The sequence below is a fragment of the Pseudomonas sp. HY13-MNA-CIBAN-0226 genome, assembly GCF_040310305.1.
In the GTDB taxonomy this organism is placed as follows: Bacteria; Pseudomonadota; Gammaproteobacteria; order Pseudomonadales; family Pseudomonadaceae; genus Aquipseudomonas; species Aquipseudomonas gregormendelii.
In genome coordinates this window covers 61,554-84,841 of the sequence record NZ_JBEOPS010000003.1, presented here as the reverse complement: position 1 = coordinate 84,841, position 23,288 = coordinate 61,554, and the positions used below count along the sequence as shown (strand labels likewise).

Here is a 23,288-nt window from a genome sequence, read left to right as displayed (position 1 = left end):
TGCAATGACCGATAAAGCGTTCGCTCAGGCGGATCCTGACTGGCTGGATTTGATCAGCGCAGCCCGTGAATGGCTGTCCGGCCCGATTGGGCAATTTCTCCTGGATGAAGAGCGGCGCATGCTCGAAGACGAGTTGGCGCGCTTCTTTGGTGGCTATCTGGTGCACTACGGCCCATCGGCTCAAACGCCTCCGTCGGCGCCGCAGGTGCAGCGCAATGTGCGCCTGGGCGCGCCGCTGCCCGGTGTGGAGATCGTCTGCGAGGAACAGGCCTGGCCCTTGAGTGAACATGCCGCCGACGTCGTGGTGCTGCAGCATGGGCTGGATTTCTGCCTGTCGCCACACGGCTTGCTGCGTGAGGCCGCCAGCAGCGTGCGGCCAGGAGGGCACCTGCTGATTATCGGCATCAACCCCTGGAGCACCTGGGGGTTGCGGCACGTATTTGCCCATGACGGCTTGCGCAAGGCCCGCTGCATATCGCCTTCGCGGGTCGGGGACTGGCTGAACCTGCTGGGCTTCGCGCTGGAGAAACGCCGCTTCGGGTGCTATCGTCCGCCGCTTGCTTCCCCGGCATGGCAGACCCGGCTGGCCGGTTGGGAGCGCAAGGCTGGCGACTGGCAGCTGTCCGGTGGCGGCTTCTATCTGTTGGTGGCACGCAAGATCGTGGTCGGTTTGCGCCCCCTGCGCCAGGAGCGCCGCGAGCCCATGGGCAAGTTGATTCCGTTGCCGATGGCCAAGGTCAACCGTCGCCGCATCGAACCGTAAGACACTCTTTTATTCCCGGCCGGGTTGACCCCGGCCTCGGGCATCGCTGATCACGGATCGGCGAGCCACGGCATTTTTCTGGAAAGGTTGGCATGAGCGATAGCGTAGAACTCTTCACCGACGGCGCCTGCAAGGGCAATCCCGGCCCTGGCGGCTGGGGCGCATTGCTGGTGTGCAAGGGCGTTGAAAAAGAACTCTGGGGTGGCGAGGCCAACACCACCAACAATCGCATGGAGTTGATGGGGGCGATCCGTGGCCTCGAAGAACTGAAGCGCTCCTGCGACGTGCTGCTGGTGACCGACTCGCAGTATGTGATGAAGGGCATCAACGAGTGGATGGACAACTGGAAGAAGCGCGGCTGGAAGACGGCGGCGAAAGAGCCGGTAAAAAACGCTGATCTGTGGAAGCTGCTGGACGAGCAGGTCAATCGCCACAATGTCACCTGGAAATGGGTGCGCGGGCACATTGGCCATCATGGCAACGAACGGGCGGACCAGTTGGCTAACCGCGGCGTCGATGAAGTGCGCGGCTACAAACAAGCCTGAAAGCCCTGCACATTCCCGTAGGAGCTGCCGCAGGCTGCGATCTTTTGATCTTTTGATCTTTTGATCTTGTTTCAGAGCGCAGATCAAATTCCGTAGGAGCTGCCGCAGGCTGCGATCTTTTGATCTTGTTTTTAGAGCGCAGATCAAAAGATCGCAGCCTGCGGCAGCTCCTACACGGTGACCCTGTTCTCTAAGGCCTCCGCCAGCGTGTTAACATTCGCGCTTTTTCAAGATCGACCCGTTGAGAGCTGAGCACTGATGGCCACCAGATCCGTTGTACTCGATACCGAAACCACCGGCATGCCGGTGACCGATGGCCACCGGATTATCGAGATCGGCTGTGTCGAGTTGCTCGGTCGGCGCCTGACCGGCCGGCACTTCCATGTCTATCTGCAACCTGATCGCGAGAGTGACGAAGGCGCGATTGGCGTGCACGGCATCACCAACGAATTCCTGGTGGGCAAGCCGCGGTTCAACGAAGTGGCCGATGAGTTCTTCGAATTCATCAAGGGTGCACAGCTGATCATCCACAACGCGGCATTCGACGTTGGCTTCATCAACAACGAATTCGCCCTGATGGGCCAGCACGATCGCGCCGACATCACGCAACACTGCTCGATCCTCGACACCCTGATGATGGCCCGGGAACGTCACCCGGGGCAGCGCAACAGCCTGGATGCCCTGTGCAAGCGCTACGGCGTCGACAACTCGGGCCGCGAGCTGCACGGCGCCTTGCTCGACTCCGAGATCCTGGCGGACGTCTACCTGACCATGACCGGTGGCCAGACCAGCCTGTCGCTGGCCGGTAACGCCTCCGATGGCAATGGTTCGGGCGAAGGGGCGGATAATTCGGCGACCGAAATACGCCGCCTGCCGGCAGATCGCCAGCCGACGCGGATCATCCGCGCCAGTGAGGATGACCTGGCCCAGCATATGGCGCGGTTGGAAGCGATCGCCAAGGCGGCGGGGGCTCCGGCGTTGTGGCAGCAGCTGGTTGAGGCTGAGGCTTCGGCGTAGGTCCTGGTAAAGATCGCAGCCTCGTTTCACTCGACAGCTCCTACGGAGGGCGAGGAGGCGATGACCCATTTCAGGGCATCCCCACTCGCCACATTCGCTCCAACCCTCTACCCTGAGGAGATTGGCAGACCCTGAGCTGCCGCCTCAGGATCCTGAGCCCAATGTATAAAGACTTGAAATTCCCGGTATTGATCGTCCATCGCGACATCAAGGCCGACACCGTAGCCGGTGATCGGGTGCGCGGCATCGCCCGGGAGCTGGAGCAGGAAGGCTTCAGCATTGTCTCGGCGATGGACTACGCCGAGGGCCGCCTGGTTGCTTCGACTCATCACGGTCTTTCCTGCATGTTGATCGCCAGTGAAGACGCCAGCGCCAATTCACATTTGTTACAGAATATGGCCGAGCTGATCGGACTGGCCCGGGTTCGCGCGCCGGATCTGCCCATCTTTGCCCTCGGCGAACAGGTGACCCTGGAAAACGCTCCGGCGGATGCCATGGCCGAGCTCAACCAGCTTCGCGGCATCCTGTATCTGTTCGAAGACACCGTGCCATTTCTGGCCCGCCAGGTCGCCCGCGCGGCACGCAAATACCTCGACGGTCTGTTGCCGCCGTTCTTCAAGGCGCTGGTGCAGCATACCGCCGACTCCAATTATTCGTGGCACACCCCCGGGCATGGTGGTGGCGTGGCCTATCACAAGAGCCCGGTAGGGCAGGCGTTCCATCAGTTCTTCGGGGAAAACACCCTGCGCTCGGACCTGTCGGTGTCGGTTCCAGAGTTGGGTTCCCTGCTGGACCACACCGGCCCCCTGGCCGAAGCCGAGGCGCGCGCGGCGCGTAACTTTGGTGCCGATCACACCTTCTTCGTCATCAACGGCACGTCCACCGCCAACAAGATCGTCTGGCATTCAATGGTCGCCCGGGATGACCTGGTGCTGGTGGACCGCAACTGCCACAAGTCGGTACTGCATTCGATCATCATGACCGGGGCGATTCCGCTGTACCTGTGCCCGGAACGCAATGAACTGGGGATTATCGGCCCGATTCCCTTGAGCGAATTCAGCCGCGAGACGATCCAGGCCAAGATCGATGCCAGTCCGTTGACCAAAGGGCGGGCGCCCAAGGTCAAGCTGGCGGTGGTGACCAATTCGACCTATGACGGCCTTTGCTACAACGCCGAACTGATCAAGCAGAGCCTGGGCAACAGCGTCGAGGTGCTGCATTTCGACGAGGCCTGGTACGCCTATGCGGCCTTCCATGAGTTCTTCGCCGGGCGCTACGGCATGGGGACCTCGCGCAGCGCGGACAGCCCGCTGGTCTTCACCACCCATTCCACGCACAAGCTGCTGGCGGCGTTCAGCCAGGCTTCGATGATTCACGTGCAGGACGGTGGGGCCCGCCAACTGGACCGCGATCGCTTCAACGAAGCCTTCATGATGCACATCTCCACTTCGCCGCAGTACAGCATCATCGCTTCGCTGGATGTGGCGTCGGCGATGATGGAAGGGCCTTCGGGGCGCTCGCTGCTGCAGGAAATGTTCGATGAAGCCCTGAGTTTTCGGCGCGCCCTGGCCAACCTGCGCCAGCACATCGCCGCCGATGACTGGTGGTTTTCGATCTGGCAGCCGCCTTCGGTGGAAGGCATCAAACAAGTGGTCACCGAAGACTGGTTGCTGCAGCCTGACGCCGACTGGCACGGCTTTGCTGGTGTAACCGACGATTACGTGCTGCTCGACCCGATCAAGGTCACCCTGGTGATGCCCGGCCTCACGGCGGGAGGTGCCTTGAGCGAGCGCGGGATTCCGGCGGCGGTGGTCAGCAAATTCCTCTGGGAGCGCGGCCTGGTGGTGGAAAAGACCGGGCTGTATTCGTTCCTGGTGCTGTTTTCCATGGGCATTACCAAGGGCAAATGGAGCACATTGCTCACTGAGTTGCTGGAATTCAAGCGCAGTTACGATGCCAACGTCAGCCTGGCGAGTTGCCTGCCGTGCATAGCGCAAGAGGACGCCGATCGCTATCGGGGCATGGGCTTGCGTGACTTGTGTGACCAACTGCACGCCTGTTACCGCAGCAACGCCACGGCCAAGCATCTCAAGCGCATGTACACCGTACTGCCACAGATCGCCATGAAACCGTCTGACGCTTATGATCACCTGGTACGCGGCGACGTTGAGGCGGTGTCGATCGATGCCCTGGATGGGCGGATCGCTGCCGTGATGCTGGTACCCTATCCGCCAGGAATCCCGTTGATCATGCCCGGCGAGCGTTTTACCGACGCCACCCGTTCAATCAACGATTACCTGGCATTTGCCCGCACATTCGACAGCAGCTTTCCCGGCTTTGTCGCCGATGTGCACGGCTTGCAACACGAAGATGAGGGCAATGGACGGTACTACACCGTCGATTGCATCAAGGAATGAGGACCTTTCCCAGCATGCAACCGGTTATGAATCCCAAATACCCAGGGCTGTCGGTACGAGTCGCTGACGATGGTTTTGCCCCCTATATCTGGGGCAGCGATTTCAGTTTTGAAGTCTCGGCTTATGTCGCCGCCGAAGTCGGCAAGCCAGTGGAACAGTGGCCCGTGACGCCCATCACGCCGTATCGAAAGTGCTACGGAATTGACCCTGAAGAGTTCAGCAATTTTCGCGATGCGGCTGATAGCGCGGTGTTCATGGCTTATCTGGACGATGAGCCGGTGGGCCATCTGGTGGTCAGCACCAACTGGAACGGCTTTGCCCATATCGACGAGCTGGCGGTGCATGCGCCGGCGCGGCGCCACGGTGTCGCCAAAGCCCTGCTGGATGTCGCGCAGTTCTGGACGCGGAAAAAGAAACTGCCAGGCATCATGCTCGAAACCCAGAACAACAACCTGGGTGCCTGCCGACTCTACGAGCGTTGCGGCTACGTGGTAGGCGGCATCGACTACCTGCGTTATCGCGGCATCGATCCCAATACGGCCGAGGTCGCGTTGTTCTGGTATCGATTGTTTGATGATCCGCTGGTCATGCCGCTCAGTTCGCCAACATCGCCACGGCTTGTTCCGTGATGATCTCCAGCAGGGCCTGAGCCGCCGGTGAAGGTTCGGCGTTTTTCAGGCTCAGGGCATACAGGCTGATCGGCACCGCGGGTGCCAGTGGGCAGGTGTCCAGTTCGGCGGTCCTGGCTCCCAGGGCGGTGAACGGATCTACCAGCGCCAGGCCTTCCCCGGCTTCGACCATGCTGCGCATCATCTGGTGCGTCTGCACCCGGGTGTGGATGGCCGGGGCCGGGCGTAGCGCATGCAGTTTGTGCTCCAGGGCCAGGCTCAGCGGATCATGACCGTCGAGGCCGACCATCGACTGGCCTGCCAGGTCCTGCAGCGAAATGTATTTCTGTTTGGGTTGCAGCCAGCCATGGGGTGCCAGCAGCTGGATCTTGCCTTGGGCGATGGCCTGGCAATCGATATCGGCATGGTCCGGGTCGTGCAGGCTCAGGCCCAGGTCGGCTTCGCGCAGGAGCAGACGCTTGACGATGTCGCGGGTGGGTTGGGCCAGCAGGGTGCAGGGTGCATCGGGAAGACGCCGGCGCAGGGCGGCAATGGCGTGGGGCAATAGTTTGTGCGCCAGGGGCGGGGTGCAGATGATTCGCAGCGGGGGCGCCTGGTATTGCTTCAGGCTGCTGGCCAGGCGCTGGGCCGGCTCAAGTGCTTCATAGACGTGGGCAATTTCAACCTGCAACTCCCGCGCTTCTCGCGTGGCTTGTAGGCGGCCACGGACGCTGGAAAACAGCATGAAACCCAGCTGGTCTTCAGCGTCGCGCAGGGTGCGTTCTACCTCGGCCACTGGCAACTGCAACCATTCGGCCGCGGTGCCCAGGTGACCGGTCTGCAACAGCGCCTGGATGACTTCGATATGACGTAAACGCATGCGTGAAGTCCATGTTCGGCAGATGAAGGATTCAGTGTTTGAATCCTAACTCATGTCCGCGCATCTGACTTCTGCTCATAACGGCAGGTTATGAGGCGACGTTCGTTTCCGGCAGCTTGCCGACGTAGGTATCCGGCTCGCGAACGATGGTCACATCCGATTGAATCAGCAGGAACTGGTTGTCATCGAGCTTCTTGACCCGGTCGCCGATGGCCAGCTTGTAGGTGGTGACAGGCACCGAGCCGGTTAGGCCGTCTGCCGACGGGGTGGATTCCTGGAACTCATGCACCGAATAGACGCGGCCTTCCGCATCTCTTGCATGGAACTGACCGACAAGTACTGCTGCCATCTGCTTAGAACCTCTGGAGATAAATCACTCAATTTGCGGTGTGTAGACCGTGCTTGGGCGAAGTAAGTTTTCTTGCAAGAAAAAAATAGTCGCAGGGGCGAATTTTCGGTCGCGTCCTGGGTGAATCGTCATCTATAACTACAGGTTCTTTCCGTTGAACAGTCGAGAATCTTCCATGAGCAATGTCTATAAGGTCGCCGTTGTGGTCGGCAGCTTGAGAAAGGAATCGATCAACCGCAAGGTTGCACTGGCCCTGGCTGAACTGGCTCCGGCAAATCTCAAGCTGGAAATCGTCGAAATCGGCGACCTGGCGCTTTATAACGAAGACATTGATGGTCAATCACCGCCGGCAGCCTACAGTACTTTCCGGCAACACGTGAGTTCATCCGACGCGGTGCTGTTCGTCACTCCGGAATACAACCGTTCTGTACCGGCCCCGCTGAAAAACGCAATTGACGTGGGCTCGCGGCCCTACGGGCAGAGTGCCTGGAGTGGCAAGCCTGGTGCGGTGATCAGCGTGTCTCCCGGGGCGATCGGCGGGTTTGGTGCCAATCATCACCTGCGCCAGTCCATGGTGTTTCTCGACGTGCCTCTCATGCAGCAACCGGAAGCGTACCTGAGTGGGGCGGGGTCGGCGTTTGATGAGGCGGGCAAGCTGTCCGAGTCGGTGAAGCCGTTTCTGCAGAAATTCATTGACGCTTACGGGCGCTGGGTAGAGCAGCACAAGAAGGTCTGATAAACAGCGTTCATTGGGATAGGAGCGGTCTTCGGGATCCTGTATGTTGCATCGATTTTTGAAGGCTGCTCCTGCATGCTCACCGCCTCGCTGATTTTCCTGCTGACCATTACCCTGGTGATCTGGCAACCCAAAGGCCTGGGTGTCGGCTGGAGTGCAGTGCTGGGCGCCGTGCTGGCACTGGTGTTTGGCGCAGTGCACTGGAGCGATATCCTGCTGGTGTGGCAGATCATCTGGAACGCCACCGGGACGTTCATTGCACTGATCATTATCAGCCTGTTGCTGGACGAGGCGGGGTTCTTCGCCTGGGCGGCGCTGCATGTCGCCCGGTGGGGGCGCGGCAGCGGACGCAAACTTTTTGCCTTCATGGTATTGCTCGGTGCGCTGGTCTCGGCGTTGTTCGCCAATGACGGGGCTGCACTGATTCTCACGCCTATCGTGATTTCCATGTTGCTGGCACTGCGGTTTTCGCCTGCCGCGACGCTGGCGTTCGTGATGGGCGCCGGCTTTATCGCCGACACGGCCAGCCTGCCGCTGGTGGTGTCGAACCTGGTCAACATCGTCTCCGCCGACTTCTTTAACATCGGTTTTAACCGCTACGCGGCGGTGATGGTGCCGGTCAACCTGGTCAGCGTCTTGGCCACCCTGGGTGTGCTGCTGTGGTATTTCCGCCGTGACATCCCCAAGGATTACGACCCCGAACAGCTGGAAGAGCCGGCCAGTGCGATCCATGACAAGGCGACTTTTTATGCCGGCTGGGCGGTCTTGGTCATCTTGCTGGTGGGCTGTTTTGCCCTGGAGCCGCTGGGGATTCCGATCAGTGCCATTTCTGCCGTCTGTGCGGCTCTGCTCTGGGTGATTGCGGCGCAAGGCCACAAGATCTCCACCCGCAAGGTCCTCAAGGAAGCTCCCTGGCATATCGTGATCTTTTCCCTGGGCATGTACCTGGTGGTGTATGGCCTGCGCAATGCCGGGCTCACGGGTTATCTGGCCGGTTGGCTGGACGGCTTTGCCGGGTATGGCGTCTGGGGCGCGGCGATGGGTACCGGCGTGCTGACGGCGCTGCTGTCGTCGATCATGAACAACCTGCCGACGGTGTTGATCGGCCTGCTGTCGATCGATGCCACTCAGGCGACCGGTGTCGTGAAGGAGGCGATGATTTATGCCAACGTGATCGGCAGCGACCTGGGGCCAAAGATCACGCCCATCGGCAGCCTGGCCACTTTGCTGTGGCTGCATGTACTGGAACGCAAGGGAATCAAGATCGGTTGGGGGTATTACTTCAAGGTGGGGATTGTGCTGACGGTGCCGGTGCTGCTGGTGACTCTGGCGGCTTTGGCGGTGCGGTTAACCCTGTGACCGAGGTGGCCCCATCGCGGGCAAGCCTCGCTCCCACAGGGGTCATCAAAAAACTCAACCACCACCCGGCACATTCGGCCAAAGATCCGCCACCAGAAACAACCGCTCGGCTTCCTCCCAATCCCCTGCGGCGTTCTCCACCAGCCGCACCAGCAGCTGCGCCGGTGCCTGCGGGTCAAGCTCGCCCAACCAGGCATCCAGTTGCCCCTGGCTCCAGGTCTGCTCTGCCGGGTAGTGCGCAGGCGCAAGCCAGGCATGGCGGGGCAGGGGCTGCCAGCGTCCGCCGGGACGCCGGGTAACGAATGTCGCCCAGTCTTTCTGATGCAGCCAGCTGCCACGCAAATGGTGGGGATGCGCGCCGCCGGGTGGCTCGGCGGTGCCCGGCCAGGGATACAGCAAGTAGCCGCCGAGCCACAGGTGCGCGCTGAACTGCTGGATATCCAGGGCCGCCAACACGGCACGGCTTTCCGGGCGCGCCGAAATGGGCAGCTGGTGCTGGCTCAGGTGCGCCAGCTTGCGGTCCAGCCGGTCGTGACAGCCGGGCCCCAGCCATTGCCCGGTATCCCGGCCATCGCCATGCTGCGGGCCGAGGTACAGCTTGATCGCCAGTTCCAGATGGTGCACACCGTCGCGATCGCGCAACAGCATGTCCAGCTCACCCAAGGTGTGACCCTCGCGGCGGATCGGCAGATTCGCTGCGATCAGCTCGATACCGGGCGCATTGCGCACTGCGTACTGCCACAGGCGCTCGTAATACAAACCCAGCCGCCGGGTCCGGGCCTGGGCCAGCCAATGCAGCAAGTCATAACTGTCACGATCGAGCTGGCGCAGCCAGTCTTCCAGGTGCTGCGGCGCCTGCACCCAGTCGCTGCCGGCCAGCGGATGGCGCTGCGGCCATGGCGTCTCGCTGAGCATCGGCGGCGCGAGAATGACCCACGCCAGGTCGCGCACCTCGGGATGGCGTAGCTGGTGGGGCAACTGCAGCAAATCTGGAAATAGGATCATCTTGCGAGCATAGCCTGAAACACGAGTAGCCCCTTGTGGCTGAAAGGATTTTGTCTGCGGCCGGGTTTCGCCCATAATCGTGTTTTTCGCCGGCACAGACACTAGGGGCCCCATGGAGCAATTTCGTAATATCGGCATCATCGGTCGCCTCGGCAGTTCGCAGGTGCTGGATACCGTTCGCCGACTGAAACGCTTCCTGCTCGATCGTCACCTGCACGTGATCCTGGAAGACACCATCGCCGAAGTATTGCCAGGGCATGGCCTGCAGACCTCATCGCGCAAGATGCTCGGCGAAGTGTGCGACATGGTGATTGTGGTCGGCGGTGACGGCAGCCTGCTCGGCGCTGCACGGGCGCTGGCCCGACACAATATTCCGGTGTTGGGCATCAACCGCGGCAGCCTGGGCTTCCTGACCGACATTCGCCCCGATGAGCTGGAAGTGAAAGTCGCCGAAGTGCTCGACGGCCACTACCTGGTGGAAAACCGCTTCCTGCTCCAGGCCGAAGTCCGCCGGCACGCCGAGGCCATCGGTCAGGGCGATGCACTGAACGACGTGGTGCTGCACCCGGGCAAGTCCACGCGAATGATCGAGTTCGAGCTGTACATCGACGGCCAGTTCGTCTGCAGCCAGAAAGCCGACGGCCTGATTGTCGCCACGCCGACCGGGTCTACGGCGTATGCGCTGTCAGCGGGCGGCCCGATCATGCACCCCAAGCTCGACGCTATTGTGATTGTGCCGATGTACCCCCATACCTTGTCGGGACGGCCAATTGTGGTCGATGGCAACAGTGAGCTGAAAATCGTCGTGTCCAAGGATATGCAGATCTATCCGCAAGTCTCCTGTGATGGGCAGAACCATTTCACCTGCGCGCCGGGTGACACCATCACCATCAGCAAGAAGGCCCAGAAACTGCGGCTGATCCACCCGCTGGACCATAACTATTATGAAGTCTGCCGGACAAAGCTCGGCTGGGGCAGCCGGCTGGGTGGTGGAGGCGACTGATGCTTGATCCCGCGCGTAGCTACGACCTGATCGGTGACGTGCACGGTTGCGCTCTGACCCTTGAGCACTTGCTCGACCGGCTCGGTTATCAAAAGCACGGTGGCGTCTGGCGGCACACGTCGCGCATGGCGGTGTTCGTGGGCGATATCATCGACCGCGGCCCGCGCATTCGCGAGGCCCTGCACATCGTCCATGACATGGTCGAAGCTGGCCAGGCGCTGTGCATCATGGGTAATCACGAGTTCAACGCCCTGGGCTGGAGCACGCCGGCGCTGCCGGGCAGCGGCAAGCAGTTCGTGCGCGAGCACACACCGCGCCACGCACGATTGCTGCATGAAACCCTGACCCAGTTCGAGGACCATCCGGCGGACTGGCACGACTTCCTGCAATGGTTTTACGAAATGCCGCTGTTCGTCGATGCCGGGCGTTTCAGGGTGGTGCATGCCTGTTGGGATGCCGGCCTGATCGAGCCGCTGCGGGCGCTGTTCCCCAACGGCTGCGTCGATGAGCATTTCCTCCAGGCGTCGGCCGTGCCCGGCAGTTTTGCCTGCACCGTGTTCGACCGGCTGTTGCGCGGCACTGACATGCGCCTGCCCGATGGCTTGACCATGACCAGCGGCGATGGCCTGACGCGTTCGTTCTTTCGCACCAAGTTCTGGGAAGACGACCCGCAAACCTACGGAGACATTGTGTTCCAGCCTGACGCCTTGCCTGATCCGGTAGCCCGGACGCCGCTGTCCTCTTCCGAAAAAACCAATCTGCTGCGCTATGGTGCGCACGAGCCGTTGCTGTTCGTCGGGCATTACTGGCGCAGCGGCAAACCGGCACCGATTCGCCCGAACCTGGCCTGCCTGGATTACAGCGCGGTGCTTTACGGCAAACTGGTCGCCTATCGCCTGGACCAGGAAACCCGCCTCGATCCGAACAAGTTCGTCTGGGTCGATGTCGAGCGGCCGGAGGTGTTGCAATGAGTACGGTGGCCGTATTGCGCCTGCCGTTGGCGGTGGACCTGAGCGGATTCGTCAAGCTGCTGCAGCGCATGCAGGTGCCGCACCGGGTCAGCGAGGAGGCGGGTGAGCAGGTGCTCTGGGTGCCGGCCAACATCAGCGAGGACGTGCGCTCACTCTACGAGCGTTTTCCTGCCGGCGACCCCGACCAGCAACTGGATATCCCGCAAGCACAACCCCTTCATCGGCCGGGTTTTGTCGAGCAACTGCGCTACGCCAAGGCCACGGCTCTGGTGTTGCTGCTGAGTATCATCGTTGGCGCGGTCACGCTGCTGGGGGAAAACCTCGGTACGATGCGCTGGCTGACCTTCCTTGATTTCCGCATCGTCGGCGAGTACATCCACTTCGTGCCGCTGGCGGACAGCCTCGCGGCAGGGCAGTGGTGGCGCCTGGTGACACCGATGCTGATCCACTTCGGCATCCTGCACCTGGCCATGAACGGCATGTGGTACTGGGAGCTGGGACGGCGCATAGAGTCGCGCCAGGGCAGCATCAACCTGGTCGGCCTGACGCTGCTGTTCAGCCTGGTGTCCAATTACGCGCAGTACCTGTTCAGCGGCCCGACCCTGTTCGGCGGCTTATCGGGGGTGCTGTACGGCCTGCTCGGGCACTGCTGGATCTTCCAGTTGCTGTCGCCCAACCCGGCGTATCGCCTGCCGCGCGGCGTGCTGGTGATGATGCTGGTATGGCTGGTGCTGTGCCTGTCCGGGCTGGTCTCGATGATCGGCTTCGGCGAAATTGCCAACGCCGCCCACGTCGGCGGGTTACTCATCGGATGCTTCACAGGCCTGTTGGGCGGTTTGTACAACCGCCGTAAACTGGCCGCCTGAATTTTTTGCTGTGAATAAAGAGCGCGGAGACCCAATGTCCTCTTTTAACGAAATGATCAAGAACATCACCCCCGATATCTACGAAAGCCTGAAACTGGCGGTGGAAATCGGCAAATGGTCCGATGGTGGCAAACTCACCGCCGAACAACGGGAATTGTCGCTGCAGGCGATGATCGCCTGGGAAATCCAGAACCTGCCTGAAGAGCAGCGCACTGGCTACATGGGCCCGCAGGAGTGCAGTTCCAAGTCGATTGAAGTGCCCAATATCCTGTTCAAGTCGGATGCCATCCATTGATCGAGATTGGCCGCGGTGCAATCAGCAAGATGTCGGCGCGCCTGGACGGGCCGAATGTGCAGTACGCGTTTCGTCTGGGGGATGCCGAGGTGCCGGTCAATCCGTTGATCGGCACCACAGTACGCCTGGAGTACCTGGGGGCGATCCATTGCTCCCATTGCGGACGCAAGACCAAGACCAGCTTCAGCCAGGGCTACTGCTACCCGTGCATGACCAAACTGGCCCAGTGTGACCTGTGCATCATGAGCCCCGAACGTTGCCACTTCGACGCCGGCACCTGCCGTGATCCGGAGTGGGGCCAGACGTTCTGCATGACCGATCACATCGTCTACCTGTCCAACTCGTCAGGGGTGAAAGTGGGGATTACCCGCGCCACCCAGCTGCCGACCCGCTGGATCGATCAGGGCGCGCGCCAGGCATTACCGATCATGCGGGCGTCGACCCGCCAGCAATCGGGATTCGTCGAGGACCTGTTCCGCAGTCAGGTCGCGGACAAGACCAACTGGCGTGCTTTACTCAAGGGCGAGGCAGTGTCCGTGGACCTGGCGCAAATCCGTGACCAGTTGTTCGACAGCTGCGCCGAGGGCCTGCAAGGTTTGCAGGAACGATTCGGCCTGCAGGCGATCCAGACCATTGCCGACGTGGAGCCCATTGAAATCCACTATCCGGTCGAGCAATACCCGGCCAAGATCGTCAGCTTCAACCTGGACAAGAACCCGATTGCCGAAGGCACGCTGCTGGGGATCAAGGGCCAATACCTGATCTTCGACACCGGCGTCATCAATATTCGTAAATACACGGCTTATCAGCTCGCCGTGCATCAGTAAGGACTCCAGCATGCGCACCGAACAACCGAAGATGATCTACCTGAAGGACTATCAGGCGCCCGAGTACCTGATCGACGAGACGCACCTGACCTTCGAGTTGTTCGAGGACCACAGCCTGGTCCATGCGCAACTGGTGATGCGCCGTAACCCCGAGCGCGGCCCCGGCCTGCCGCCGCTGGTGCTGGATGGCCAGCAGCTGGAACTGCTGTCGGTCGCCCTGGCTGACAGCGAGTTGAGCGAGAGCGATTACCAGCTGACCGAAAATCATCTGACCCTGCACCCGACCAGCCCTGCGTTCACGGTCGACACCAGCGTGCGGATCCACCCGGAAACCAACACCGCCCTGGAAGGCCTGTACAAATCCAGCGGCATGTTCTGCACCCAGTGCGAGGCCGAGGGTTTCCGCAAGATCACCTATTACCTCGACCGCCCGGACGTGATGAGCAAGTTCACCACCACGGTAATGGCGGAGCAGCACAGCTACCCGGTGCTGCTGTCCAACGGCAACCCGATCGCTTCAGGCTCTGACGAAGACGGCCGGCACTGGGCAACCTGGGAAGACCCGTTCATGAAGCCGGCGTACCTGTTCGCGCTGGTGGCCGGTGACCTGTGGTGCGTCGAAGACACGTTCACCACCATGACCGGCCGTTCCGTGGCGCTGCGCATCTACGTCGAGCCGGAAAACATCGACAAGTGCCAGCACGCCATGAACAGCCTGAAGAAGTCCATGCGCTGGGACGAAGAAGTCTATGGTCGCGAGTACGACCTGGACATCTTCATGATTGTCGCGGTGAACGACTTCAACATGGGCGCCATGGAAAACAAGGGCCTCAACATCTTCAACTCCAGCGCCGTGCTGGCCCGGGCCGAGACCGCGACCGACGCCGCTCACCAGCGCGTCGAGGCGATTGTCGCCCACGAATACTTTCACAACTGGTCGGGCAACCGCGTGACCTGCCGTGACTGGTTCCAGCTGTCGCTCAAGGAAGGCTTCACCGTATTCCGCGATTCCGGTTTCTCCGCCGACATGAACTCGGCCACGGTCAAGCGCATCCAGGACGTGGCCTACCTGCGTACCCACCAGTTCGCCGAAGATGCCGGCCCAATGGCCCATGCCGTGCGCCCGGACAGCTTCATCGAGATTTCCAACTTCTACACCCTGACCGTTTACGAAAAAGGCTCGGAGGTGGTGGGCATGATCCACACCCTGCTCGGTGCCGAAGGCTTCCGCAAAGGCAGCGATCTGTACTTCGAACGCCATGACGGCCAGGCCGTGACCTGCGACGATTTCATCAAGGCGATGGAAGACGCCAACGGAGTCGACCTGACCCAGTTCAAACGCTGGTACAGCCAGGCTGGCACCCCGCGCCTGACCGTGAGCGAGTCTTACGATGCCGCCGCGAAAACCTACTGCCTGACCTTCCGCCAGAGCTGCCCGGCCACCCCCGACAAGGTCGAGAAACTGCCCTTCGTGATCCCGGTCGAGTTGGGCCTGCTGGACAGCCAGGGCGGCGAAATCGCCCTGCGTCTGCAGGGCGAAGCCAGTGCCCAGGGTACTTCGCGGGTTATTTCGGTGACCGAAGCCGAACAGACGTTCACCTTTGTCGACATCGCCGAACAACCCCTGCCTTCGCTGCTGCGCGGGTTCTCGGCGCCGGTGAAGCTGAGCTTCCCCTACAGCCGCGATCAACTGATGTTCCTCATGCAGCATGACACTGACGGTTTCAACCGTTGGGAAGCCGGCCAGCAATTGTCGGTGCAGGTGCTGCAGGAACTGATTGGCGATTACCAGAAAGGTGAAGCGCTGGTGCTCGACCAGCGTCTGATTACAGCCTTGCACAGCGTGCTGACCGACGAAACACTGGACCAGGCCATGGTCGCCGAGATGCTCTCGCTGCCAGGCGAAGCCTACCTGACGGAAATCAGTGAAGTGGCCGACGTCGACGCCATCCATGCCGCCCGGGAGTTTGCCCGCGAGCAGTTGGCGAACAACCTGTTCGAGCCGCTGTGGCTGCGTTACCAGGCCAACCGTGACCTGTCGAAGAACACGCCCTACGTTGCCGAAGCCGAACACTTCGCGCGTCGTGCCCTGCAAAACATCGCGCTGTCCTACCTGATGCTCAGTGAAAAAGCCGAAGTCTTGGCCGCGACCCTGGAGCAGTTCGAGGCCAGCGACAACATGACCGAGCGCCTGACGGCGCTGGCGGTACTGGTCAACTCGCCATTCGAAGAACAGAAGGCCCTGGCCCTGGCGAGCTTTGCCGAGCACTTCAAGGACAATCCCCTGGTCATGGACCAGTGGTTCAGCGTCCAGGCCGGCAGCCCGTTACCGGGCGGCCTGGAGCGGGTGAAGGCGTTGATGCAACATCCGGCGTTCAACATCAAGAACCCGAACAAGGTCCGCGCCCTGATCGGTGCATTTGCCGGGCAGAACCTGATCAACTTCCACGCGGCCGATGGTTCTGGCTATCGTTTCCTCGCGGATCTGGTGATCGAGCTGAACGGCTTCAACCCACAGATCGCCTCCCGGCAACTGGCGCCGCTGACCCGCTGGCGCAAATACGACGAGGCCCGCCAGGCGCTGATGAAAGGCGAACTGGAGCGCATTCGCGCCTCGGGCCAGCTGTCCAGCGATGTGTTTGAGGTGGTCAGCAAAAGCCTGGCCTGATCCCGATGCCGCAGGATAACCATATCCTGCGGCAATCTGGCCCTGATATCCCACTGCACTCTACCCGTGATATCCCGCTGCACTTTGTCCGTGATATCCCTCCGCACTCTGTCCCTGATTCCTCGCTGAACTGTACCCCTGTAGGAGCTGCCGAAGGCTGCGATCTTTTGATCTTGCTTTGGCGGGCCTGAGATTGCCGAAGATCAAGATCAAAAGATCGCAGCCTTCGGCAGCTCCTACAGGGGGGGTTATCACCTCTTTCAATACCCTGGCATTCACCCGCACCCCTTATCCCGCCAGTTAACAAAAGATAACGCGGCGTCGATTGTCAGACCTTTCCAAACCCCGATAGGATAAGCCAGCTTCCGAAGGGGCTCTAGATTGCGCATTTCAGGACTATGCTCCAGAACAGGCAATCAGCATGAGCACCCTTACGGCGCCCTGAAGGGTTGAACGACCTAACAATAATAATGGGGGAAAGGTCTATGAGTGAGCCTGTCATGGGTGTGGGCAACTGCCGCCCGCCGGCATTGCGCAAAATCGCGTTGCTGGCTACAGCGCTCTCGCTGTTGGGCTGTGGCCTGTGGTCGGCGCCTGTGTTGGCCGCTGCCGCGTCGGCATCCGACGTTGTTTATTCCGTTGAATCGGCCAGGGCCAGCAAAAGCCTGATGCTCGACGTCGTGCACGCCGGCAAGCGCCTGGTGGCCGTTGGCGATCGCGGGCACATCCTGTATTCCGATGACCAGGGCACCACCTGGACCCAGGCCAAGGTGCCAACCCGGCAACTGCTGACCTCGGTGTTCTTCGTCGACGACCAGCATGGCTGGGCGGTCGGCCATGACGCGCAGATCCTCGCCAGTGAAGACGGGGGAGTGACCTGGACCAAACAGTTCGAAGACCTCAAACGTGAATCGCCGCTGCTCGACGTCTGGTTCCAGGACGCCAACAGCGGCTTCGCCGTGGGCGCCTACGGCGCGCTGCTGGCCACGAGCGATGGTGGCAAGCACTGGGAAGATGTCAGCGATCGCCTGGATAACGAAGACCAGTTCCACCTCAATGGCATTGCCGCCGTCAAGGATGCCGGCCTGTTCATCGTGGGCGAGCAGGGCAGCATGTTCCGTTCTGCCGACTGGGGCCAGACCTGGGAAAGACTCGAAGGCCCATACGAAGGCTCGCTGTTTGGCGTGATCGGTACCGCTCAAGCCAACACCCTGTTGGCCTACGGCCTGCGCGGCAATCTGTTTCGCTCCATCGATTTCGGCACCACCTGGGAGCCGGTTCAACTGCAGGCCACCCGGGGCATGCTGGAGTTCGGCTTGTCCGGTGCGACCTTGCTCGACGACGGCTCCATCGTCATCGTCGGCAACGGCGGCAGTGTGGTGCGCAGCACCGACAACGGCGAAACCTTCAGTGTGTTCAATCGCCCTGACCGCATCTCCGTCTCGGCGGTGACAGCGGCGGGCAATGGCAATCTGATTCTGGCAGGACAGGGCGGCGTTCGCGCTACTTCGCTAACCGGCGCCGAGCTGGGCAAATAACAAGAAGGCGGAGCTATGACATCCATGAGTAGTCATCACCAGGACAAGGCGACGTTCCTCGAGCGCCTGATTTTCAACAACCGCCCGGCAGTGATCACGATCTGCCTGCTGGTCAGCATTTTCCTGTTCTGGCAGGCGACGCTGATTCGACCGTCCACCAGTTTCGAAAAGATGATCCCCCTGGAACATCCTTTCATCCAGAAAATGATGGAGCATCGCAACGACCTGGCCAACCTGGGCAACACGGTACGCATTTCCGTCGAAGCCACTGACGGCGACATCTTCTCCAAGGAATACATGGAGACCCTGCGCCAGATCAACGACGAAGTGTTCTACATTTCCGGCGTCGACCGTTCCGGCCTCAAGTCGTTGTGGAGCCCCAGCGTGCGCTGGACCGAGGTGACAGAAGAAGGCTTTGCCGGGGGGGAAGTGATCCCGCAGAGCTACAACGGTTCCCAGGAAAGCCTCGACCTGCTGCGCAACAACGTGCTCAAGTCCGGGCAAGTCGGGCGCCTGGTGGCCAACGACTTCAAGTCCAGCATCGTCGATATCCCGTTGCTGGAGTCCTACCCGGACCCGCAGGACCAGGGCAAGCTGCTGGCCCTGGACTACCGCAAGTTCTCCCACGAGCTGGAAGACAAGATCCGCGACAAGTTCGAGAAACAGAACCCCAACGTACAGATCCACATCGTCGGTTTCGCCAAGAAAGTCGGCGACCTGATCGACGGGCTGGTGATGGTGGTAATGTTCTTCGGCGTGGCCTTCGTCATCACCATGATCCTGCTGTACTGGTTCACCAACTGCATGCGCAGCACCGTGGCGGTATTGAGCACGACGCTGGTCGCGGTGGTCTGGCAGCTCGGGTTGATGCACTTCTTCGGCTTCGGGCTTGACCCGTATTCCATGCTGGTACCGTTCCTGATCTTCGCCATCGGGATCTCCCATGGCGTGCAGAAGATCAACGGCATCGCCTTGCAATCGAGCGAGGCGGACAACGCCCTGACCGCTGCGCGGCGCACGTTCCGCCAGTTGTTCCTGCCGGGGATGATCGCGATTCTCGCGGACGCGGTGGGTTTCATCACGCTGTTGATCATCGACATCGGGGTCATTCGCGAGCTGGCGATCGGCGCGTCGATCGGCGTGGCCGTGATCGTGTTTACCAATTTGATCCTGCTGCCAGTGGCTATTTCCTACGTCGGTATCAGCAAGCGCGCCGTGGAGCGCAGCAAGAAGGACGCAAACCGCGAACACCCGTTCTGGCGCCTGCTGTCGAACTTTGCCAGCCCGAAAGTCGCGCCGATCTCGATTGTCCTGGCCCTGATCGCTTTCGGTGGCGGCCTCTGGTACAGCCAGAACCTGAAAATCGGTGATCTCGACCAGGGCGCACCGGAACTGCGTCCGGACTCGCGCTACAACAAGGACAACAACTTCATCATCAGCAATTACTCCACCAGCTCCGATGTATTGGTGGTGATGGTCAAGACCAAGTCCGAGGGTTGCTCGCGCTATGAAGCCATGGCGCCTATCGACGAGCTGATGTGGAAGATGCAAAACACCGAGGGCGTGCAGTCGGCGATCTCGCTGGTGACCGTGTCCAAGCAGATGATCAAGGGCATGAACGAGGGCAACCTGAAATGGGAAACCCTGTCACGTAATCCGGATGTATTGAACAACTCCATCGCCCGGGCCGATGGGCTGTACAACAACAGCTGCTCCCTGGCGCCGGTATTGGTGTTCCTCAACGACCACAAGGCCGAGACCCTCGACCGCGCGGTGTATGCGGTGCAGGAGTTCGCCAAGGAAAACAACAAGGACGGCCTGGAATTCATCCTGGCGGCCGGCAATGCCGGGATCGAAGCGGCGACCAACGAAGTCATCAAGGAGTCGGAGCTGACCATCCTGATCCTCGTCTACATCTGCGTCGCGACCATGTGCATGATCACCTTCCGTTCCTGGGCGGCGACCTTGTGCATCGTGTTGCCGCTGGTGCTGACGTCGGTACTGGGCAACGCCCTGATGGCCTTCATGGGCATCGGCGTGAAAGTCGCAACGCTGCCGGTGGTGGCGCTGGGTGTGGGGATTGGCGTTGACTACGGGATCTACATCTACAGCCGCCTGGAAAGCTTCCTGCGTGCCGGCCTGCCGTTGCAAGAGGCGTATTACCAGACACTGAAGTCCACCGGTAAAGCGGTGCTGTTCACCGGCCTGTGCCTGGCGATTGGCGTGTGCACCTGGATCTTCTCCGCCATCAAGTTCCAGGCCGACATGGGCCTGATGCTGACCTTCATGTTGCTCTGGAACATGTTCGGCGCGCTGTGGCTGTTGCCGGCGCTGGCGCGATTCCTGATCAAACCGGAGAAACTGGCGGGGCAGAAGGGCAACTCGCTGTTCGCTCACTGATCCATCGCTGAACAAAAAAGCCGCAACTCAGGTTGCGGCTTTTTTGTGGGCGCCAAGATCAAAAGATCGTCCGAACGCGGCCCGAGCCTGCGGCAGCTCCTACAAGGATTGCATGCAACGCCGAATTGCGGGTGTACCTGGTCTATGTAGGAGCTGCCGCAGGCTCGGGCCGCGTTCGGACGATCTTTTGACTTTGCTCTACGACAATTCCGTGCCAAGCACCACATTCAACGCACTACGCGCATCATCCAGCTGCACCAATGTCGCATGCCGCGCCCCCAGCGCATCCCGATTCTCGATCGCCGTCAGAATCGCCTTGTGCCGTGGCAATGCCAGCTCATGCAGGTTCGGTCGCTGGTTGGAATGCTTCAACGCTTCGCCAATCGCCACCGACAGCATATTGCACAGGTTCGCCAGCAAGTCATTGTGGGTGGCGTCGGCGATGCGGCTGTGGAAATCCAGATCCGGTTGCAACAACGCTTCAGGCGTAGGAGCCGCTTCCATGCGTTGGTAAGCCTCACCGATGGCGTCGATGTCCGCATCGGTGGCGTGCTGCGCAGCGAGGGCGGCCGCAGCCGGTTCGATGATGCTGCGCACGCTGGTCAACAGGTCGAAGAATTCATTCTGCGGGCTGCTTTGCATCAGCCAATGCAACACATCCGGATCGAGCATGTGCCATTCCTTGCGCGCCTTCACCACCGTGCCGACTCGCGGCCGGGAATACACCAGGCCCTTGGCGACCAGCACCCGGGTGGCTTCGCGCAATACCGGGCGACTGACCGCGTACTCTTCGCACAACAGCGCTTCGGCGGGCAGTTTGTCGTCGGGCTTGAAGCGTCCGGAGACGATCTGCATGCCCAGGTCCTGGACGATGCGCGAATGCATGCTTTTGCGGTCGGAGGGTTTGCGGTAATCCATGGCGAGCGACGCGGTCCTGGGCGGGCGGAGGTGTTGCGCATCATAGCAGGCGGGGAGAAGGTCCTGAATCAGATGCAGAACCAATGTGTGCGAGCTTGCGCCTGCAGGGTGGGTGGGTGTGGGCCGCCGTGCCTGGAGTTTTCAAGTTACACATCTGCACGTCGGTCACGTGGAGTTCGAGCGTTTTTTGAAAAAAGCGGCCTGGGCGCTGGCGCTTAATTGCTGTGCCTGTCGTTGGTGAGGGTGGCTCCCGCACAGAACAGGTCTTGATCGAAGCACCCCAACTCAGGAGAGGTATCATGATCGCTGTTAATGCTACATCGTTGAGTCATACAACAGGCCCCATTAAATTGTCCATGGAGGCCGTCCCGTCGTCTACCGACCTGAGGCTGGAGCTTGTGACTACAGGGAACGGATGTGGCGAAGCAGGTAGCGGCTTTGCTTGGCGCGCCCGTCAGCCTGTGACTTCACCCTTCAAGACCAGTGAAACTCCGCAGGAAGAGTTGGCGGATTTGCTTCGACGCCACAACATCTTCCAAGATGAGAGCTCCTCCTCCGACAAGGTTCTGAGCGAACTCCCGTGCTCTCAGCCCGGCTACTTGCTCGCAAAGGACTCTCTCCATTTCTGCGTCAAATTGCATCTAAAGGAGCTGGGGGTCGATACCAAGGGTTTACACTGGGCTATCGACGGCATAGTAGAAAAGATGCTCGACGCTCCTTCTGCAGTCGAGTTTGTAAAAGTCCTGCAAGGACTCGACAAAGAAATCCAGTCCGGCCATCGGACGGCAGAAGAAGTTATTAAGCGAATTCGGTTCCGAAACTACACGCGCGCAGCGGTTCATCAGCAAGGGGTCTCGTCGCAGGCCGCGTGCTGGAAGCAGACGATGGAGGCGGTGTATCAGTTACTTCTGTCTATGACGCAGCCGAAGCATAGCGTCGGGATCAACGAGCACTGCGCTGGCAACGCCAGCAGCCAACAGATCCAGGGAGCTGTGCATCAGGGTTCGCCTGCACCCGGTTCCGAGGATTCATCCCAGTGGCCGGCCCATGGCGGGGCACTGACAGAGGAAGGTCCGCACAAGCCGATTGGGAATAAACAACAGGCGACGGGGTCCTGGCCGTCCGGGACTATGGCAGAGGATATATCAATCGAAGTTGATGCAAGTGAAAGTGAGGGGTTTCTCCCCGACTTGTCATCGGCGGTATCGACGGTATCGGCTGTCTTAGCACGCATTGCGCTGGGAACTCGCAAACCGCGCCTCGCCATTGCTATGGGGGCAGCAGGCACTACTGCAACCCTCGCCGTGTATTGGTTATACAAAGAGGTCATGGCGAGTTTGCAGCCGGCGCCCGACGCCGCCCTTGATGTTCAGGCTTCCAATTTTCTGCCGTTTGAAGACCGTGAACATGCTGCCGTTCCGGCCCCGGCAGGGGTTCCCGGCGTACAGCAGCGTGGCGTACGGATCTCGGAACGGGGCGACCTCAACCAGCGGAATAAGACGCTTGCGCCCAGCTACGGGCGCACCGACAGCGGGGAGGAGGCCTACGAACGCGCAGAGGCGTCGGAACGCGGCGACCTCAACCAGCGGAATAAGACGCTTGCGCCCAGCTACGGGCGCACCAACAGCGGGGAGGAAGCCTACAAGCGCGCAGAGGCGTCGGAACGGGACGACCTCAACCAACTGGATGAAATGCTTGCGCCCAGCTACGGGCGCACCAACAGCGGGGAGGCAACCTACGAACGCGCAGATGCTTCGAAGGTGTCAGTGTTCAACCACCACGTTGAAAAGCCAGCGTCCGTCGATCAAGGCATCGAGAACCCAGAGGCGGAGGTGCTCAAGCCTCCCGTTAAAAAGCCCGCGCGTCTTAAGGGGGTGCCGCTAGTACGTGCGTTATTTTTGTGGTTGGTAGAAAGCTCGGGGCACCCATTCCCGCTTGGTAAACGATGAACGATTCGTTGGCGCTGCACGTGATGCAGGATGACGCCTGCCTTGCTGTCTTCACATATGACGTCTCGACGTGGCACTCAGACTAAAACCGTACTGAGTGGCGATGATCGGCTGTGTTGGCGGTCCGGTAGCGACTGTGTCCGGAATTCTTGGATTACACATTACCGGGTCGTT

The 23,288-nt window shown here is 60.7% G+C and carries 20 protein-coding genes; 16 read left to right on the top strand and 4 right to left on the bottom strand.

Annotated elements, in window-relative coordinates; all coding sequences use genetic code 11:
* Nucleotides 1-4 precede the first annotated feature (4 nt).
* From AAEZ05_RS04225 to AAEZ05_RS04205, 5 genes are all read left to right on the top strand, one after another.
* On the top strand, nucleotides 5-763 hold the full coding sequence (locus AAEZ05_RS04225) for a class I SAM-dependent methyltransferase (RefSeq protein ID WP_045061604.1): 759 nt from the start codon (nucleotides 5-7) through the stop codon (nucleotides 761-763).
* Between the two features lie 92 nt (nucleotides 764-855).
* Nucleotides 856-1,308, top strand: a complete 453-nt coding sequence (gene rnhA, locus AAEZ05_RS04220) for a ribonuclease HI (RefSeq protein ID WP_008028618.1) — start codon at nucleotides 856-858, stop codon at nucleotides 1,306-1,308.
* Between the two features lie 258 nt (nucleotides 1,309-1,566).
* Nucleotides 1,567-2,325 carry a DNA polymerase III subunit epsilon gene (gene dnaQ, locus AAEZ05_RS04215; RefSeq protein ID WP_350646683.1) on the top strand — a complete coding sequence of 253 codons (759 nt, stop codon included), beginning with the start codon at nucleotides 1,567-1,569 and terminating at the stop codon, nucleotides 2,323-2,325.
* A gap of 161 nt (nucleotides 2,326-2,486) precedes the next feature.
* Entirely contained in the window at nucleotides 2,487-4,742 is a 2,256-nt protein-coding gene (locus AAEZ05_RS04210) for an Orn/Lys/Arg family decarboxylase (RefSeq protein ID WP_045061602.1), read from the top strand.
* Nucleotides 4,743-4,756: 14 nt separating this feature from the next.
* Complete coding sequence (locus AAEZ05_RS04205) at nucleotides 4,757-5,371, top strand: GNAT family N-acetyltransferase (protein WP_045061601.1); 615 nt, start codon at nucleotides 4,757-4,759, stop codon at nucleotides 5,369-5,371.
* Here AAEZ05_RS04205 and AAEZ05_RS04200 read toward each other — a convergent pair.
* Both AAEZ05_RS04200 and AAEZ05_RS04195 read right to left on the bottom strand, forming a co-directional pair.
* The gene (locus AAEZ05_RS04200) at nucleotides 5,337-6,230 is read right to left on the bottom strand and encodes a LysR substrate-binding domain-containing protein (protein ID WP_350646682.1); all 894 of its coding nucleotides are present in this window, start codon (nucleotides 6,228-6,230) and stop codon (nucleotides 5,337-5,339) included. The genes AAEZ05_RS04205 and AAEZ05_RS04200 overlap by 35 nt on opposite strands.
* Before the next feature lie 88 nt (nucleotides 6,231-6,318).
* Nucleotides 6,319-6,579 carry a hypothetical protein gene (locus AAEZ05_RS04195; protein WP_045061599.1) on the bottom strand — a complete coding sequence of 87 codons (261 nt, stop codon included), beginning with the start codon at nucleotides 6,577-6,579 and terminating at the stop codon, nucleotides 6,319-6,321.
* A gap of 175 nt (nucleotides 6,580-6,754) precedes the next feature.
* Between AAEZ05_RS04195 and AAEZ05_RS04190 the strand changes: the two genes are divergently transcribed.
* A complete protein-coding gene (locus AAEZ05_RS04190; protein WP_045061598.1) occupies nucleotides 6,755-7,315 on the top strand; it encodes an NADPH-dependent FMN reductase in 561 nt (186 codons plus the stop codon).
* A 75-nt stretch (nucleotides 7,316-7,390) separates the two neighbouring features.
* On the top strand, nucleotides 7,391-8,674 hold the full coding sequence (locus AAEZ05_RS04185) for an arsenic transporter (protein ID WP_045061597.1): 1,284 nt from the start codon (nucleotides 7,391-7,393) through the stop codon (nucleotides 8,672-8,674).
* 54 nt (nucleotides 8,675-8,728) lie between these two features.
* Here AAEZ05_RS04185 and AAEZ05_RS04180 read toward each other — a convergent pair whose 3' ends face one another.
* On the bottom strand, nucleotides 8,729-9,679 hold the full coding sequence (locus AAEZ05_RS04180) for a DUF1853 family protein (RefSeq protein WP_045061596.1): 951 nt from the start codon (nucleotides 9,677-9,679) through the stop codon (nucleotides 8,729-8,731).
* A gap of 112 nt (nucleotides 9,680-9,791) precedes the next feature.
* Here AAEZ05_RS04180 and AAEZ05_RS04175 point away from each other — a divergent pair, with 112 nt between their 5' ends.
* The 8 genes from AAEZ05_RS04175 (at nucleotide 9,792) to AAEZ05_RS04140 (ending at nucleotide 20,247) form a co-directional block, all read left to right on the top strand.
* Nucleotides 9,792-10,682, top strand: coding sequence for an NAD(+) kinase (locus AAEZ05_RS04175; protein ID WP_010459816.1), 891 nt, complete (start codon nucleotides 9,792-9,794; stop codon nucleotides 10,680-10,682).
* Nucleotides 10,682-11,653 carry a metallophosphoesterase gene (locus AAEZ05_RS04170; RefSeq protein WP_045061595.1) on the top strand — a complete coding sequence of 324 codons (972 nt, stop codon included), beginning with the start codon at nucleotides 10,682-10,684 and terminating at the stop codon, nucleotides 11,651-11,653. The genes AAEZ05_RS04175 and AAEZ05_RS04170 overlap by 1 nt, the downstream gene beginning before the upstream one ends.
* Entirely contained in the window at nucleotides 11,650-12,519 is an 870-nt protein-coding gene (locus tag AAEZ05_RS04165; protein WP_045061594.1) for a rhomboid family intramembrane serine protease, read from the top strand. The genes AAEZ05_RS04170 and AAEZ05_RS04165 overlap by 4 nt, the downstream gene beginning before the upstream one ends.
* A gap of 34 nt (nucleotides 12,520-12,553) precedes the next feature.
* Nucleotides 12,554-12,814, top strand: coding sequence for a YeaC family protein (locus tag AAEZ05_RS04160; RefSeq protein WP_045061593.1), 261 nt, complete (start codon nucleotides 12,554-12,556; stop codon nucleotides 12,812-12,814).
* On the top strand, nucleotides 12,811-13,641 hold the full coding sequence (locus tag AAEZ05_RS04155) for a DUF2797 domain-containing protein (protein WP_045061592.1): 831 nt from the start codon (nucleotides 12,811-12,813) through the stop codon (nucleotides 13,639-13,641). The genes AAEZ05_RS04160 and AAEZ05_RS04155 overlap by 4 nt, the downstream gene beginning before the upstream one ends.
* A gap of 10 nt (nucleotides 13,642-13,651) precedes the next feature.
* A complete protein-coding gene (gene pepN / locus AAEZ05_RS04150; protein WP_350646681.1) occupies nucleotides 13,652-16,309 on the top strand; it encodes an aminopeptidase N in 2,658 nt (885 codons plus the stop codon).
* A 485-nt stretch (nucleotides 16,310-16,794) separates the two neighbouring features.
* Nucleotides 16,795-17,847, top strand: a complete 1,053-nt coding sequence (locus AAEZ05_RS04145; protein ID WP_350646680.1) for a WD40/YVTN/BNR-like repeat-containing protein — start codon at nucleotides 16,795-16,797, stop codon at nucleotides 17,845-17,847.
* Nucleotides 17,848-17,871: 24 nt separating this feature from the next.
* Nucleotides 17,872-20,247: an efflux RND transporter permease subunit gene (locus tag AAEZ05_RS04140; RefSeq protein ID WP_502947756.1), complete on the top strand. Its 2,376-nt coding sequence runs from the start codon at nucleotides 17,872-17,874 to the stop codon at nucleotides 20,245-20,247.
* A gap of 198 nt (nucleotides 20,248-20,445) precedes the next feature.
* Here AAEZ05_RS04140 and AAEZ05_RS04135 read toward each other — a convergent pair whose 3' ends face one another.
* Nucleotides 20,446-21,165: a FadR/GntR family transcriptional regulator gene (locus AAEZ05_RS04135; RefSeq protein WP_350646678.1), complete on the bottom strand. Its 720-nt coding sequence runs from the start codon at nucleotides 21,163-21,165 to the stop codon at nucleotides 20,446-20,448.
* A gap of 299 nt (nucleotides 21,166-21,464) precedes the next feature.
* On the opposite strand from AAEZ05_RS04135, the gene AAEZ05_RS04130 reads away from it, so the two are divergent.
* Nucleotides 21,465-23,114 (top strand): hypothetical protein, encoded by a 1,650-nt coding sequence (locus AAEZ05_RS04130; RefSeq protein ID WP_350646677.1) that lies wholly within the window; start codon nucleotides 21,465-21,467, stop codon nucleotides 23,112-23,114.
* Nucleotides 23,115-23,288 lie beyond the last annotated feature (174 nt).